Raw genomic sequence first — 15,573 nt, 5'->3', positions numbered from 1 at the left:
CAAACTGAATATTTCGCAAAAAAGCAAAGCCGCCTCCTTAAAGAAGAGCGGGGTTTTGCTTTTTTTATTTTTAGAAGCAAAGCATAATTTTTCATCGTACTGTGCTTTTATTTCTCTGACTGAAACGCGCGGCGCCGCCAGAGGGCGGAATCAACCGTTTACGCTTAATACATACAATGTGGGGCTGCGGGAAACATTATTAGCGTAGCCTGCATTAAATTGATTTGTACAATTAGGAGGAGATGTCGTGCAAGAGCATCCAATACAAGGCCTTATGCAGACAGCAATGGAAAATATTAAAGAAATGGTCGATGTAAACACAATTGTTGGCGACCCGGTGCAAACGCCAGATGGCAGTATTATTATGCCGATCAGCAAGGTCGGATTTGGATTTGTTGCAGGCGGCAGTGATATGCGGTTCAGCGGTGACAGTTCAGCTTCGTCGAGCAGCTCCGATGACAGCCACAAGGCGGCAATAGCTGCGCCATTCGGCGGAGGAAGCGGGGGCGGTGTATCAATCACGCCTATTGCCTTTCTCGTTGTTGGCACACAAGGCGTCAAAATCGTGCCGCTCGATAATAACACGCATCTGCTGGAGCGAATTATTGATTCGACACCGTATGTTTTCGATAAAGTGCAATCCATGATGCGCAGCTCGTCCAGTGGCACGAGCCAATTAGCAGGCACCAATATGAATTCAGGCTATATGAGTACAACGGACTCAACCGTTATTTAAGGACAAAGCTGCCCGCAAGGGCAGTTTTTCATTTAAAGCACAAAATTTTATAAGCGGAGCCGATATAAATAGGGTTTTAATTATGCAAAGCGGGCATTTGTCCGCCGAGAAAAGGGTAAGCCATCTACACATTACAGTCTAATTTTGCCGAGACAAGCATACAGTGTACAAGGCGTTTAAAAGTCTGTGGGGAAGGCATTGACCTCTCATGAGTATCAGACTTACACATAGGAAAGGGGCCGCGAACAATGATTAGCAATGTGAAAATAGCTCGTATATCGCTCTTGTTAGGTTTGGCGATCTGTTTGTTAGGGACAAGCCTGCCAGCGCCAGGCTACGCGGCTGAACCAGAACCGCTGAGCACACATGCATCAGCGTCAGCGCTGATTGATGTCACCTCGGGCAGATTGCTCTATAGTGAGGACGGAGACAAGCCGATGCTTATAGCCAGCCTAACCAAAATTATGACGGCAATTGTAGCGATAGAGCATGGCAATCTGTCAGGCACCGTCAAGACGGGCAAGCGGGCGGTAGGCAAGGAAGGCTCTTCGATTTACTTGCAGCTTAATGAAGAAATGAAATTGCAGGACATGCTGTATGGCCTCATGCTGCGATCGGGAAATGATGCAGCAACCGCGATTGCAGAACATGTCGGCGGTTCAGAGGAAGGCTTTGTTATGCTGATGAATGAAAAAGCGGCTTTTCTGGGAATGACAAATTCCCAATTTAAAAACCCGCATGGCCTTGATGAGAAAGGGCATTATTCCTCAGCTAACGATCTTGCTAAGCTGACCGCTTATGCGCTCCGCAATCCTGTATTCGCCGAAATTGTCAGCACACCCGTCAAGCAGGTCCCAAACCCGCATGAGCAGTGGCAATATAAATGGGTCAACAAAAATAAAATGCTCCAAATGTATGATGGCGCAGATGGCGTTAAGACTGGCTACACGAAGCAGGCGCTGCGCTGCCTTGTCAGCTCCGCCACCCGAGGCGGTCAGCAGCTGGCAGCTGTCACGCTAAGCGATGGAGACGATTGGGCGGATCATCGCCATATGCTTGATTGGGGCTTTCAGCATTATCCGCTAGCCCAAATAGCGGGCAAAGGACAGGCGCTCACCGGCTATCCTTATGCTGTAGGGCAAACCTTCAGCTACCCCCTAACGGAGGAGGAAAAAGGCCAGCTGACTTCACGGCTTATCGTTGTAAATACAGCAACGACGCGTTATGCATTGGGCGAAAGAGGTTCGCTCGAGTGGTATATGAACGGGGCGAAAATAGGAGCTGTGCCCATCTATGATACGGGGAGCAGCAGACTTACGCTTCCAGAGCGCAGAAAGGCTGAGGCGGATGCTTTTTTCAATGATGGATTGGGGAAGAGAAGTTATTTGGCGTCTGCAGGCGAGGCTATTCGGGCTTTGTTTAAATGAAAAAGCAGCAGCTTGCCTATTTTAATCGAATCTGAAACGGCGGCTTCGTATTGAAAAGGTAGCCGCCGTTTACGCTTGACTGCTTGGGGAGGCGGGAAGCATGGTTAACTTTATTTGGCTGTTTTTAATTGTCATTAGCGTCGTCGTCGGCGCTTTTAATGGCAAAATTGATGCAGTAGCCGGAGCTGCGTTCACAGGAGCGCAAGCTGGCGTGACGATCAGCTTCGGACTGATCAGCATTATGGTGTTCTGGCTGGGCATGATGCGTATAGCAGAGGACGCAGGATTGTTGAAAAAAATGGCACAGCTGCTCGGCCCCATCGTTCGCTTCCTATTTCCGGATGTGCCCAAAAACCACCCGGCACTCGGCTATATTATGAGCAACCTGAGCGCCAACCTCTTCGGATTAGGCAACGCGGCAACGCCGATGGGCATTAAGGCGATGCAGGAGCTGCAGAAGCTGAACCCAGATCCGGCTGTCGCAACTCCAGCCATGTGTACGCTGCTCGCGTTAAATACATCCAGCATTACGCTGATTCCGACAACATTAATTGCGATTCGCATGAATTACAGCTCGGCGAATCCGGCGGAAATCGTCGGCACGACGCTCGCCGCTACGTTTATTGCTACCGCTGCGGCGATTGTGGCCGATCGCTGGTACCGGAGCAGGCAGAAGCCGCCTATTGTCAAAGGTCCGTCCCAGCCTCTTGCCCCAGCAGCCAAGCCGGGAGCAGCGGCAGCTTCGGGGGGAGGTGGCGGCGTTGCTTGACGCTTTTACCAGAGCATCGGCATGGCTGATACCTGCTATTATCGTATTTATTCCACTTTATGCGGCTTTTCGCAAAGTTCCCGTCTATGAGACATTTACTGAAGGTGCCAAGGATGGCTTCGGTACAGCCATTGCAATTATTCCCCATCTCGTCGGGATGATGGTTGCAATCAGCATGTTTCGTGCTTCTGGCGCGATGGATTTTATGATTGGCGTCGTTCGCCCGCTGTTCGATTGGCTCAGCATACCAAGCGAGGTATTGCCGCTTGCGGTGCTTAGGCCGTTAACTGGGGCAGGGTCGCTTGCTTTTACCGCAGATCTGATTCAAACCTATGGGCCGGATTCGATGATTGGGCGAATTGCTTCTACTATTCAAGGAAGCACGGATACGACGCTTTATGTGCTAACCGTTTATTTTGGAGCTATCGGAATCCGAAAAACCAAATATGCGCTTAAAGTGGGCTTGTTTTCCGATCTGGTCGGTTTTTTAGCAGCAATTTTCATTTGCATGTACATATTCGGTTAACAGCGCTTGTGCTTTGCGCCTCATATCGTTATGATAAAGTTTGAGGTGAAAGTATTGGAACGTTTACAGAAAATATTAGCGCAAGCGGGCATCGCATCCCGGAGAAAATGCGAGGAAATGATTTTGGCTGGAGTGGTTGAGGTCAATGGCGAGAAAGTGACCGAGCTCGGTGTGAAAGCGGACCCTGCTGTAGATGTCATTCTTGTGAATGGCAAGCCAATCCGAAATGAGAAAAAAGTGTATGTGATGCTGAATAAGCCGAAGGGCGTTATTACGAGCGCGAGCGATCCACAAGGCCGCAAAATCGTCTCCGACTATTTGCCGGGCATCAGAGAGCGCGTTTATCCGGTAGGCCGTCTGGACTACGATACAGAAGGGCTGCTGCTGCTCACAAATGACGGCGAATTCGCCAATCTTCTGACGCATCCGAGCCATCATGTACCAAAAACCTATTATGCGACAGTAAAGGGCGTGCCTCACGGAACGCTGCTGGATCAATTGAAGAAGGGCGTTAAGCTTGAAGACGGCATGACCGCTCCTGCTGAGGTTGAGTACCAGGACGTAAATACGGAAGAAAATACATCAACTGTCCGTATTACGATCTATGAAGGCCGTAATCGTCAGGTTAGAAGGATGTTCGAAGCGATTAATCATCCGGTTGTTCGTTTGAGAAGGGTGAAGTTCGGCGAGCTGGGCTTGCATAATTTGGCAAGGGGGCAATTCCGCCATCTGACGCCTGTAGAAGTGAAGGAGCTGCGCGAAGCTGCTCGCAAGTCACATAAAGTTCATAAAAAGTAGACGGCGGCAGCGGCAATTGCCGCCAGCTTTTCGTTATAATGGATCTATCTATGTTGATACACTAATCGAAATGCAGGTGATGAAAGCTCTATGAAATCGTCACGCAAAATCATGCAGATCGTCATATTGTCAGCCGTGCTCATTATCGGAGGGTATGCGATTGGAACAACTTTGTTTGCTTCCGGCCAAAGCGGGGGCGTTCCGAAGGTGGGAGGCACACCTCCGGAGTTTAAGCTTGTAGATATACAGGGCAACGTACATCAGCTGTCCGATTACAAGGGCAAAGCGATTGTCGTTAATTTCTGGGGAACATTTTGCCCGCCATGCGTGAAGGAAATGCCGGAATTCGAGCGTCAATTTGCCAAATGGCAAAATGATGGCCTCGAAATTCTGGCTATTAATTTGAGTGAGGATACACTCACCGTTAACAATTTTGTCCATCAGTTTGAGCTGAACTATCCGATATTGCGGGATGTGGACCGGAAGACGGAGCGGGAGTACGGACTAAGATCGTATCCGACTACTTTTTTCGTTAAACCGGATGGGACAATAATGGATATTACGGTTGGTGGAATGACTGAGGAATATATTGATGAGCGAATAGAGAAGCTGTTAACGTATTAGGAGGTTTCATCCGTGTTAGCTATACATAACACCAAGTGTGAATGCGGGCATCAGAACGCGGTTGGAACCGTGCTGTGCGAAAGCTGCGGCAAGCCGCTTATGGAGGACCAGCAGCAAAGTGAGCCGCTGGAAATGCGTTATGACGGCATTGCCCGACGTTCGCAGAAAAAAAACCAAAATCCAATCGACCGGATTTGGAGCTTTTTTTCTTCTGTGAAAATCGCCATTTATTTAATTGTGCTGACGTTTGTCAGCGCATCTCTCGGAACGATTTACCCGCAGGAAAACACATTTATCAATAACTTTGATATTGCGGCTTATTATGAAAGTACATATGGGACACCAGGCAAAATCTATCATATGCTAGGTTTGTCGCACACTTACGAGTCCTGGTGGTTCATTACGCTGCTTGTAATGATCGGGACATCACTCGTCATTTGCAGCCTGGACCGGATTTTGCCGCTTTATAGGGCGCTGAGCAAGCAGCAAATTCGCAAGCATCTCCAGTTCATCAATCGGCAGAAGACGGTATATTCCGCAAAAGTGGACGAGCCTGCCGAAGCATGGGTGGAGCAGTTTGCGGCTCAGCTAAAGCGGAAGCGCTACCGCGTTCATATGGACGGCTCGGCACTGCTTGCGGAGAAAAACCGATTTAGCAGATGGGGTCCTTATATTAATCATATCGGCCTTATTTTGTTTCTGCTGTCGATACTCGCCCGCAGCCTGCCTGGCTGGCAAATGGACAGCTATATTTCGATTGCTGACGGCGCGACCGTACCGATTGAAGGCACCAACTATTATGTCAAAAATGAAAAGTTTACCGTTGATTTTTATACGGATGACGAGCTTCCGCCGGAGCTGAAGGGACAAGCAAGGGCAAAGCTTTATGAAACGGCGGCTGTGCTTTATACATGTACAAGCGGCTGCGAGGCTGGCGAGACGCCGGTGCTTGAGGAAGTAGCGAAGCATGATATTATCGTCAACAGCCCACTGAAATACAAAGGTTTGAAGCTGTATCAGTTTGACTTCGATCTGACGCCTAAACTCATAAGCGTCCAGCCTATGCTGATTAACAAAGAGACGGGCGAGAAATACGGGCCTTTCGAGCTGACGATGAAGGATGCTGCGCTCGATTATGAGCTCGGCCCTTACAAAATGCGGCTGATCGCCAATTACATGGATTTTGCAGTTGGCGAGAATGGCGAACCAACGACGCTCGGGCGTGAACCAAATGCGCCAGCATTCGTCTTTCTGATTACCGGTCCGGGACTCCCTGAAGCGGGACAGCCTTATATGTATTTCCCGATGCAGAAGGACAAGGAGAAGTTTGGGCAAGATCAAATTAATGGCGCATTAGCAAGCAAGTTTGAGATCAAGGTTGACGGGATGCAAAATGTCAACTTCTCAGAAGCTTCTACCTCGCTTAATGTTCGTGTGGACAAGGCGCTGAATTTTGTCTGGGTCGGTGCAGCTATATCAATGATCGGCTTGTTGATGGGTTCATACTGGCAGCATCGCAGAATATGGCTGCGCATTGACGACGGCCAGCTGTCGCTTGGCGCACACACGAATAAAAACTGGTACGGCATGCGGGCGGATGTGGCAGGCGCGCTTCAAAAGATTGGCGTGACCGTAGATCCAAAGTCGCTAGATAACGGAGGGAATAACGCGTGAGTTTAGTTGATTTGAGCAGTGATGCTTTTATAGCCGCTTTTTTTCTGTATTGCTTTGCCTTTTTATTTTATGTCATTGCGATTGCGGGGAAAAAGTGGAGCAACCGCGATCCGTTTCAGCATGAGAAGCGCTGGGGACGCATTGCGTTTGTCACCTCAAGCTTGGGGCTGGCAGCCCATCTGACCTTCTTCTTCACAAGATGGGCAGGTAGCGGTCAAATTCCAACGAGTAATATGTACGAATTTATGACCTTCCTCGGCATGGCGATAATGATTGCTTTTACGATTATATATGCGATTTATCGTAAAGCGCTGCTGGGCATGTTCTCCCTGCCGCTAACCGTTATTATCGTAGCTTATGCTTCGGTTTTTCCACAGGAGGTCCAGCCGCTAATTCCAGCGCTTAACTCCATATGGCTTAAAGTACATGTCACGACTGCTGCGCTTGGCGAAGCCTTTTTTGCCGTCGGCTTTGCTGCCGGGCTTATGTATTTGCTGCGGGTTGTTGATTTCAATAGCGAGACGAAGGAAGCGCGGAGATCGCGTTTTTGGGTAGAGTTTTCGCTATATACGATTATTATTATTATTGGTTTTCTGGTTGCGGTATTCGGTTTCCGTGCCGCTGGTTATGAAGCTCAGTTCTCGCAGGAGATGTCGACAGTTGACTCCAAAGGAATGGAGTCGTCTAAAGTCGAAACGGTTGATTATTCCCTGCCTCCGATTGTGAAGCCTTATAACAGCCAGGTCGTCCATTCTGACAGTTTCCTTGGCATGACAGACACGAAGCTGGAGGCACCATCTTGGATGAACGGCGTTAATGCAGGCCGCAAGCTCAATACGGTCATTTGGTCGATTATTGCTGGAACGATATTGTATGGCTTGCTCCGCCTCGTATTCCGCAAGCCGCTTGGAGCAGTTATTCATCCAGTCATGGAGGGGGTAGACCCGGATGATCTGGATGAAATCAGCTATCGCGCCATTGCGATTGGCTTTCCGATTTTCACGCTCGGTGCGCTCATCTTTGCCATGATTTGGGCCAATATTGCATGGGGGCGGTTCTGGGGCTGGGACCCGAAGGAAGTTTGGGCGCTTATTTCCTGGCTTTACTACAGTGCTTATTTGCATTTCAGATTGTCGCGCGGTTGGCAGGGACTGCGGTCCTCCTGGCTCGCGGTCATTGGCTTCGTCGTTATTCTGTTTACGCTTGTGGGTGTAAATCTGGTAATAGCGGGTCTTCATTCTTACGCGGGAACGAATTAATCGCGATTGGGAAAGGGGTTAGTGAATATGTCTAATTTCGCCAGCCGAATTTTGGTTGTTGACGATGAAGAACGGATTCGCCGTTTGCTCAAAATGTATTTGGAAAAGGAAGGCTACGTCATTGATGAAGCGGAAGATGGGGAATCCGCGCTGCAAATGGCTACGGCTACGGACTACGCGCTGATTTTGCTCGACGTTATGCTACCGGGCATTGACGGCGTGGAAATGTGCTCCCGCCTTCGTCAAGTGAAAGCGACGCCTGTCATTATGCTGACGGCGAAAGGCGAGGAAATGAATCGCGTGCAAGGATTTGAAGTGGGGGCTGACGATTATGTCGTTAAGCCATTTAGCCCGCGCGAAGTCATTTATCGAGTTAAGGCGATTTTGCGCCGCTCCTCGGCGACTGCCTTTTTGACGAAGGAAGTCAATTCCAGCAACAATATCGTATTTCCGAATTTGGTCATTGAGCATGATGCCCACCGGGTAACAGCGGCAGGTCAGGAAGTGAGCTTGACGCCAAAGGAATATGAGCTCTTGCACTATTTGGCTGTTTCGCCGGATAAAGTGTTTTCCCGTGAGGAGCTGCTTAAGGATGTATGGAACTATGAGTTTTTCGGTGATCTCCGAACCGTTGATACGCATGTCAAGCGCCTGCGCGAGAAGCTGAACAAAGTATCGGGCGATGCAGCAGCCATGATTACAACGGTATGGGGCGTCGGCTACAAGCTTGAGGTGCCAAAGTAATGAACTGGAGGAAGTACTCTCCTTTTCTACTGTGGCATAGCGTCGTAGGCAAGCTGTGGGTAACGATTATTTTGCTCGTGGCCGTCGTGCTGCTGACGCTTGGCGTATTTCTTATTCCGTATATCGGGTATTTATTTGAAAATGATGCCAGCCATGAAGTGATGCTGCTGTTCGTCATCGTTGCAGTTATCGGCTTTCTGATGTCGACCTTCTTTGCCTTTTTTCTATCGCGTAAAATTCAGCAGCCGCTGCTCGAGCTGAAGGAGGCTGCGGATTCGATATCGCAAGGAAATTATCAGATGCGGGTGAAAATTCGCTCAAATGATGAAATTGGCGAGTTGGCGAATACGTTCAATAATATGACTGAGCAGGTCGATAAGCTAATTCATGATCTTAATCATGAGAAGGAGCATTTGTCGAGCATCCTGCGCAGCATGGGGGACGGAGTTATTACGTTCGATGCTGAAGGCGAAATAATTTTGACAAATCCGCCGGGGCATTTGCTTATAAACCGCTGGGCTGATCTGAATCAGGAGTGGGGCGATGCTTTTTACGATAGCACAAAGCCATACTCTTCTGTCCCTGGACCGCTGCTTGATATATTCGAGAAGGTCATGGACGAAGGCCGCGATGTTTCGAATAAAGTATACGTGCACAACAGCATGTGGTCGGTCGTGATGGCTCCGCTGCTGCGCGAGGGCGTTGCCCGCGGAGCGGTCGCAGTTATTCGGAACGTGACGGAGGAGCATAAGCTGGAGAAGCTGCGGCGTGACTTTGTGGCGAATGTTTCACATGAGATTAGAACGCCGCTTTCGATGATGCAAGGCTACAGCGAAGCGCTGCTTGATGATATTGTGGCTTCTCCAGAGGAGCGCAAGGAGCTTGTGCAGGTCATTTATGATGAGTCGCTGCGTATGGGCAGGCTAGTCAATGATTTTCTGGATATGGCGCGTATGGAAGCTGGGCATGTGGAGCTGAATTTGCGGCAGGTCGATTTGCTGCAAATTATAAGGCGTGTGCATCGCAAGTTCCAAGTATTTGCCAAAGAACGGGAAGTTATGTTTAAGACAGAGCTGCCTGATATACCGCTCTTGCTGCTAGGGGCGGATGAAGATCGGCTAGAGCAGGTGCTGACAAATTTGCTGGATAATGCGCTGCGGCATACGCCGCTTGGCAAGTCCGTCACGATTGCGGCAAGCCAAATGACGATTAATCAGACCCATTTTATTCAAATGCAAATTAAAGATGAAGGACAGGGCATTCCTAGCGAGGATTTGCCGTATATCTTCGAACGGTTTTACAAAGCGGACAAATCGCGCAAGCGAGGCACCTCTGTTGGAACGGGTCTCGGTCTTGCGATCGTCAAAAATATTATAACCCAGCATAATGGGCAAATCGAAGTAGACAGCATACTCGGCAAAGGAACGACCTTTACGCTGTTGCTGCCTGTCGAAACGAAGCATTAGCTGTCAAGGCGCTCCTATCGGAGCGCTATTTTTTGTTGAAAAGAAGCATTAAATCTTGTTGCTCGTGAAACATTTTCATAAATAGAATAGAGTTTTCTAACAAAAAATGTTTTTAAATGACAGGAACCTCGGATACGGCGAATGTGCAGTTGATGCAGATGCAGTGGCTGCCTTACACTTTAGGTAGGAATGTCCTACGAGCTTAAGGGTCCAGATACGTTCAATCTTGGCGATAGCGGTGCATTGCTAATCACCTACAAGGCAAGACATTTAAGGCGGTAGAAGCCGATTAGGCCGTGTGTAGTGTGTAGCAGCCTGTTGTCAGGAATAGGAGTAGAGAAGGGCCATATCAAGCCGATTGGCAAACAAAAACCCCTAAGTGGTCAATTAAGAACACTTAGGGGTTTCTTGCATGGATAGAAGTCCTTATTAGATTTTGATTTCTTTTGCAGTGTTCAGCTCAGTTAAGTTCATAAGCTGCTCAAGAACCTCTTTCGGCGTTCCTTTGTCAACACGCAGTACCATAATCGCGGAGCCGCCCTCTAGCTGACGACCCACCTGCATCGTTGCGATGTTCACGTCATTTGTACCAAGCAGCGTACCAACGCGGCCGATAATACCAGGCTTATCATTATGCGAGATCAGAATCAGGTTGCCTTCAGGTGTAACATCGACAGGGAAGTTGTCAATTTGCACAATGCGAGGACCGTAACCCGTAAGCAGTGTGCCTCCAACGACGCGATCTTCCTTCTTCGTGCGCAGCGATACGGTTACGAGATTCGTAAAGTCCTTCGAAATATGCGATTTTTGAACGACAATGTTGACATCGCGCTCTTTCGCAAGGTGCATCGAGTTGACGATATTGACTTGCTCTGTGCCAAGGTGGTGGGACAAAATGCCTTTGACAACGTAGCGAGTCAGTGGCTGAGTATCTACTTCCGCAAGATCACCGGAATAACCGACAACGATTTCCTGTACAGGACCGTCTGTCATTTGGGAAATAAAGCTACCGAGCTTCTCCCCAAGAACGAAATACGGTTGAAGCTTGCTTTGCAGGCCAGCCGGAATTGGCGGCATGTTGACTGCGTTGCTGAACGGCTCATCACGCAAAATGTGCAGCACTTGCTCCGAAACGTCAATCGCAACATTTTCTTGCGCTTCTACTGTCGATGCGCCAAGGTGAGGCGTTACGATAATTTTCGGATGCTTCAGGAACGGGTGGTCCTCAGCAGGAGGCTCTACTTCAAATACGTCGAATGCTGCTCCAGCGACGATGCCTTGATCGACCGCTTCAACCAGAGCAATTTCATCAATGATGCCGCCGCGAGCGCAGTTTACGATGCGCATGCCAGGCTTCATAACAGCAAATTGGTCTTTGCCAATCATATGATGAGTCTCAGGTGTGAGCGGGGTGTGCACCGTCATAAAATCCGCGTTACGGACAATTTCTTCCACCGATGCAAGCTTAATGCCAAGCTTTTCTGCACGCTCTTCCGTCATAAACGGGTCGTAGCCGAGAATGTCCATGCCGAAAGCTTTTGCACGTTTTGCAACTTCGCTGCCGATACGGCCCATGCCAAGAACGCCGAGCACTTTGTTGCGAAGCTCTACGCCAAGGAAGGATTTGCGGTCCCAAACGCCATTGACCGTTTTCATATAAGCTTGAGGAATATGGCGGGCTACAGCCATCATCATGGCAAAAGTGTGCTCGCTAGTTGTAATCGTATTGCCGTCAGGAGCGTTAATAACGATGATTCCGCGCTGGGTTGCAGCGTCCAAATCAATGTTGTCTACGCCAACGCCTGCGCGTCCAACGACTTTCAGAAGCTTGCCAGCTTCCATAATGCGTGCTGTTACACGCGTTTGGCTGCGAACGAGCAGAGCGTCATATTCGCCAATAATGGCGACGAGCTCGTCCTCGCTTAAACCTGGTTTTTTATCGACAATGATATCTTCCGCGTCTACAAGCTGTTGGATGCCCAGATCGCTGATGGGATCGGATACTAGCACTTTAAACATAAGTAGATTGCCCCCTAAAATTTTTGCGAATGTAAAAATCATTTCGTAAGCTAGATCAGGTGTGATACTAAAATAAAAACCGCCCTTGCACACTATGCATGCGAGGCGAGAGTTTCATATAGTCAAACGGCTACTCGAATCATGTCGAACGGACAGAAAGGATAGCCTTTATCATTTTAAAGCATTAACATGGACAATTGCAATCCTCAAACTTGATCAAATGTGAAATTTTTTGATATGATTCATGCATTGCCTGCTTAAATAGATAAAGGGGAGAGACGAGACATGAACAATTGGGAAGAGATCGAAGCGGATGTTTTTTTGCAGCTTTTGGAGAAAGGACATATAGAGGCAGGGCAAGTCATTGACGTTCGTGAGTCATTTGAATGGGATTATTATCATCTGGAGCAGTCTACGCTTATTCCGATGAATACGATTCCTCAGCAATTGGGACAATTAGCGGATGACAAGCCGCTTTATATTGTATGCGCACATGGCGTTCGCAGCGCAAATGTATGCGGATATTTAGAAAAGCAGGGCTACGGCAGCCTCCTCAATGTGACGGGAGGAATGGCGGCCATAGCCCTGCTTCAAGGGTTTCAATACGATTAGCACCATTTGGCGCTTAAGACGAAGTCGTGGTGAAGAAAGGCAGCAGCGGCAGCACTTCCTTGCTGTACATTTGCTCTGAGCCGCTGCTGTAGTCGCCGTTGCGTACTGCGGCTGTATTCATCAGCAGCTCAGCAATGGCAGCGATGGAGCGGATTTTCATTTTGCTCGCTTGCCCCGTCTTAATAAATTCATCGATCCGGATAACCAGATCCTGTGGATAGTAATTCGTTAGCTGCTTATGCGACAGCAAATGGTCGGCCATTAATTTGTTTTTTACAATAAGGGGCAGCTTGTTCCATTTGCTGATTTCCAAAATATTCGGGAATTTGTATTCGTTAGGAATATCACTGTTTACGGTAGCCGCCCATTTCATCATCGCGCTGTAATAAGATTGCTGCGAGGACAGGGTTTGCTTCACGGCTGCTTGGTAAATGGAATCGTCATCAACGGCTGCAATGAGCTTCGCAGAATTGAGCGTCTTCGCCTTGTTTGCTGCTTTATTAGACGTTTGCTCAAACAATTCAAGGCTTTTAATGACGCTCGCCTGTGCTTCACCGAGCAGTGGCGATTGCTGCATGTTGAAGGAGGCGACCTCGGCTGCCTTTTTCTTGGCCAGCTTGGACAAATCCTTGAAAATGGCATTGCCATCGGCTGAATCATCCTGCTCCAGCTTCTTCATAGCATTGAACCATTCGTTTTGGAATTCACGGTAGGGCAGAAATACAGTATGATAGTAGGAGACGAGATCTTGCTGCTGATACGGAGTCGACTTGGATTTTGCCTCACTGTTTAACTGTTTCATTTCGTAGCTGGTTTTTGTCTGCTCACTGCCGTACTGTACACCGTAGAAAAATGCGCCAACTGCGCAAACCAGCATGAAAATAAAACCTATGCTGTAAAACATGGCGGAACGGGTTAGCTGCTTTTCCATAACAAAACTCCCTTTTATGTATGTATTCATTATTGCTCTCTTTTGCAGCCTGTGCGTACAGGTGAATTTACTTCAAAAATACGAACCTCCAGGACGGGCGGGAAGTTATGAAAAAATTCGACATCCGTAAAATACGAGTGCGCAAGGTGACCGTTGACGAGCTTGACGATCGCATGCTGCTCATTAATTTGTACATGACGCAAGCACTTACTTTTATTATCGGCTTGATATGGGTTTTATTTCAGCGTCAAAGCATAATTACTTTATTTCATTTTCCGAAAGAGCTTGCCGTCGTATGGTTTGGACTAGGTTTGGCGGCGGTTGTACTGCTTGTAGATTTGTCTATTTCCCGTTTTGTCCCTGATGAAGCTGCCGATGATGGCGGTGTAAATGACCGGATTTTTCGTGAACGCCCGATTTGGCATATTATCGTATTGTCGTTTGTCGTCTCGGTTTGTGAAGAGCTCCTCTTCAGGGGCGCTCTGCAGCATGCGTTCGGGCCGTATTGGACAAGCATTATTTTTGCAGCCATTCATGTCCGGTATTTAAAGCATTGGATTCCAACTGGACTTGTGTTTTCCATTAGCTACGGCTTAGGATGGATTTATATCCAAACCGGCAGCTTATGGGCCCCAATTCTTGCGCACTTTGCGATAGATATGATTATGGGCTTTATTATAAGATTCAGGAGGGAACCGAAAGGGCAATTATGAGCAGGGTACAAAAATTCGGGAAAGCCACGCGCAAAGGGCCGTCGCCCGAGACAACGGAAGCTTCCCGAATTGATGAAGAGGGAAGGGAGATCCTTCCCCCAAGACGGAAAAAGTTCCCTTCGGGCGCTAGCAAAATAACGAGATGGTATTATAATGTATTGTTTTTCCTCTTTTTGAGCTTGGTCGGCTTATTGTTCTGGTACGGAGTGAAATATGCGAATTAAGCTGCTGCAGCGATTGGCTACCTCAGCGCTTTAATTCGTTTGCTCCGTATCAATTGCAGCCGGATCGATGAAGCCATAGCCCTTGTCTTCAAGCTGCGTCAGCAGCTTGTCAAGCGCTTCAGCGGTCCAGGCCAGCTCATGCATTAAAATGTTGGCGCCTGGATGGAGCTGCTCCAGCACACTCGCGACGACTTTATCAGGATCTCCGGGAGATTTCTGCTCCCAATCGAGCGAACCGTTGGACCACGTCATGTACAGCATGCCGTGGTTTTTGACGATTTCTTTGACGCTATCGTTGCCGGAGCCGTAAGGCGGACGGAAAAACTTTGGCGCTTCACCGGTTAGCTTCATGACGCTATCCTGGACATCAGCCACCTGCTGCTCCACTTTAGCGGCGGATTCTTTTTTCAAATTGATGTGGTCCCAGGAGTGGTTGCCGATCGTCTGTCCGCGCTCATGAATGAGCGAGAGCAAATCAGGATTCGCTTGAACCCGATAGCCGTTTACGAAAAAGATCGCTTTGGCCTTGTGCTTGTCCAGCGTATCGAGCAGGCTGGTCAGCACCTCCTTGTTGTGCGGCCCATCATCAAAGGTCAGCAGCACGACTTTGTCCGCCACCCCTTTATCAATCGGCTTGAAGCGGTATACGCTGTCCATTTTGTAAAGCTTGGCTGCCGGTGCCTCGCTTGGCGGCGGCGTTGCTTCGGCTTCTGTAAGAGGCGAGGCCGTTGGCTCCTCCTGCTGAAGGGTTGGCGAAGCGGCAGGCGACTGGCTTGCTGCTGGACTTTCCAGTGCGGAAGCACTTTCCTGCGGCAGGCTGCTGCCTGAGGGGACGCTTTGCTGGCTGCAAGCGGCAGCAACTAAAGCGGCTCCCAGAACAACAGCGAGCGCTGCGGTCATTCGTTTAAACATAATGAACCTCCATTTATATTGTAGTTGTCAATGGGTATTATTGTAGCATAATCAATAATGCTGTGTTTTGCAGGCTGCTGGATTTCCTTTATTAAGCAGGATAAATAAGGTCAAGCAAGCCACACTAAAGGGTGAAATC

General features: G+C 48.7%; 15 protein-coding genes. 12 read left to right on the top strand and 3 right to left on the bottom strand.

All coding sequences use genetic code 11. The features are described 5' to 3' along the window. Positions 1 to 247: 247 nt before the first annotated feature. From ytfJ to ACSR9A_RS12675, 10 genes are all read left to right on the top strand, one after another. Entirely contained in the window at positions 248 to 736 is a 489-nt protein-coding gene (ytfJ, locus tag ACSR9A_RS12720) for a GerW family sporulation protein (protein WP_473757562.1), read from the top strand. Positions 737 to 984: 248 nt separating this feature from the next. Beyond that, positions 985 to 2,163 carry a D-alanyl-D-alanine carboxypeptidase family protein gene (locus tag ACSR9A_RS12715; RefSeq protein ID WP_473757561.1) on the top strand — a complete coding sequence of 393 codons (1,179 nt, stop codon included), beginning with the start codon at positions 985 to 987 and terminating at the stop codon, positions 2,161 to 2,163. A 100-nt stretch (positions 2,164 to 2,263) separates the two neighbouring features. Then, entirely contained in the window at positions 2,264 to 2,932 is a 669-nt protein-coding gene (locus tag ACSR9A_RS12710) for a nucleoside recognition domain-containing protein (RefSeq protein WP_473757560.1), read from the top strand. Next, complete coding sequence (locus tag ACSR9A_RS12705; RefSeq protein WP_341278202.1) at positions 2,925 to 3,458, top strand: spore maturation protein; 534 nt, start codon at positions 2,925 to 2,927, stop codon at positions 3,456 to 3,458. The genes ACSR9A_RS12710 and ACSR9A_RS12705 overlap by 8 nt, the downstream gene beginning before the upstream one ends. Positions 3,459 to 3,512: 54 nt before the next feature. Then, complete coding sequence (locus ACSR9A_RS12700; RefSeq protein WP_046231994.1) at positions 3,513 to 4,256, top strand: pseudouridine synthase; 744 nt, start codon at positions 3,513 to 3,515, stop codon at positions 4,254 to 4,256. 90 nt (positions 4,257 to 4,346) lie between these two features. Then, the gene (locus ACSR9A_RS12695; protein WP_341278201.1) at positions 4,347 to 4,880 is read left to right on the top strand and encodes a redoxin domain-containing protein; all 534 of its coding nucleotides are present in this window, start codon (positions 4,347 to 4,349) and stop codon (positions 4,878 to 4,880) included. Between the two features lie 12 nt (positions 4,881 to 4,892). Then, on the top strand, positions 4,893 to 6,554 hold the full coding sequence (gene resB, locus ACSR9A_RS12690) for a cytochrome c biogenesis protein ResB (RefSeq protein WP_473757558.1): 1,662 nt from the start codon (positions 4,893 to 4,895) through the stop codon (positions 6,552 to 6,554). After that, positions 6,551 to 7,813, top strand: a complete 1,263-nt coding sequence (gene ccsA / locus ACSR9A_RS12685) for a cytochrome c biogenesis protein CcsA (RefSeq protein WP_473757556.1) — start codon at positions 6,551 to 6,553, stop codon at positions 7,811 to 7,813. Before resB ends, ccsA begins: the two co-directional genes overlap by 4 nt. Positions 7,814 to 7,840: 27 nt before the next feature. Further along, positions 7,841 to 8,557, top strand: a complete 717-nt coding sequence (locus ACSR9A_RS12680; RefSeq protein WP_473757554.1) for a response regulator transcription factor — start codon at positions 7,841 to 7,843, stop codon at positions 8,555 to 8,557. Continuing rightward, complete coding sequence (locus tag ACSR9A_RS12675) at positions 8,557 to 10,023, top strand: ATP-binding protein (protein ID WP_473757553.1); 1,467 nt, start codon at positions 8,557 to 8,559, stop codon at positions 10,021 to 10,023. The genes ACSR9A_RS12680 and ACSR9A_RS12675 overlap by 1 nt, the downstream gene beginning before the upstream one ends. A 429-nt stretch (positions 10,024 to 10,452) precedes the next feature. Here the strand turns inward: ACSR9A_RS12675 and serA are convergent, their stop codons facing one another. Next, on the bottom strand, positions 10,453 to 12,042 hold the full coding sequence (serA, locus tag ACSR9A_RS12670; protein ID WP_473757551.1) for a phosphoglycerate dehydrogenase: 1,590 nt from the start codon (positions 12,040 to 12,042) through the stop codon (positions 10,453 to 10,455). Positions 12,043 to 12,327: 285 nt separating this feature from the next. Between serA and ACSR9A_RS12665 the strand changes: the two genes are divergently transcribed. Next, a complete protein-coding gene (locus tag ACSR9A_RS12665) occupies positions 12,328 to 12,654 on the top strand; it encodes a rhodanese-like domain-containing protein (protein ID WP_341278195.1) in 327 nt (108 codons plus the stop codon). Between the two features lie 13 nt (positions 12,655 to 12,667). On the opposite strand, the gene ACSR9A_RS12660 is transcribed toward ACSR9A_RS12665, so the two are convergent. After that, positions 12,668 to 13,585: a hypothetical protein gene (locus ACSR9A_RS12660; RefSeq protein WP_341278194.1), complete on the bottom strand. Its 918-nt coding sequence runs from the start codon at positions 13,583 to 13,585 to the stop codon at positions 12,668 to 12,670. Positions 13,586 to 13,692: 107 nt separating this feature from the next. Here ACSR9A_RS12660 and ACSR9A_RS12655 point away from each other — a divergent pair, with 107 nt between their 5' ends. Next, positions 13,693 to 14,298, top strand: a complete 606-nt coding sequence (locus ACSR9A_RS12655; RefSeq protein ID WP_473757549.1) for a CPBP family intramembrane glutamic endopeptidase — start codon at positions 13,693 to 13,695, stop codon at positions 14,296 to 14,298. Between the two features lie 254 nt (positions 14,299 to 14,552). Here the strand turns inward: ACSR9A_RS12655 and ACSR9A_RS12650 are convergent, their stop codons facing one another. After that, positions 14,553 to 15,434 (bottom strand): polysaccharide deacetylase family protein, encoded by an 882-nt coding sequence (locus ACSR9A_RS12650; protein ID WP_473757548.1) that lies wholly within the window; start codon positions 15,432 to 15,434, stop codon positions 14,553 to 14,555. Positions 15,435 to 15,573 lie beyond the last annotated feature (139 nt).

The sequence above is a fragment of the Paenibacillus sp. R-74696 genome, from assembly GCF_055814915.1.
Note: the sequence above shows the minus strand (reverse complement) of the source record. Positions and strands in the feature narration are given on the sequence as shown.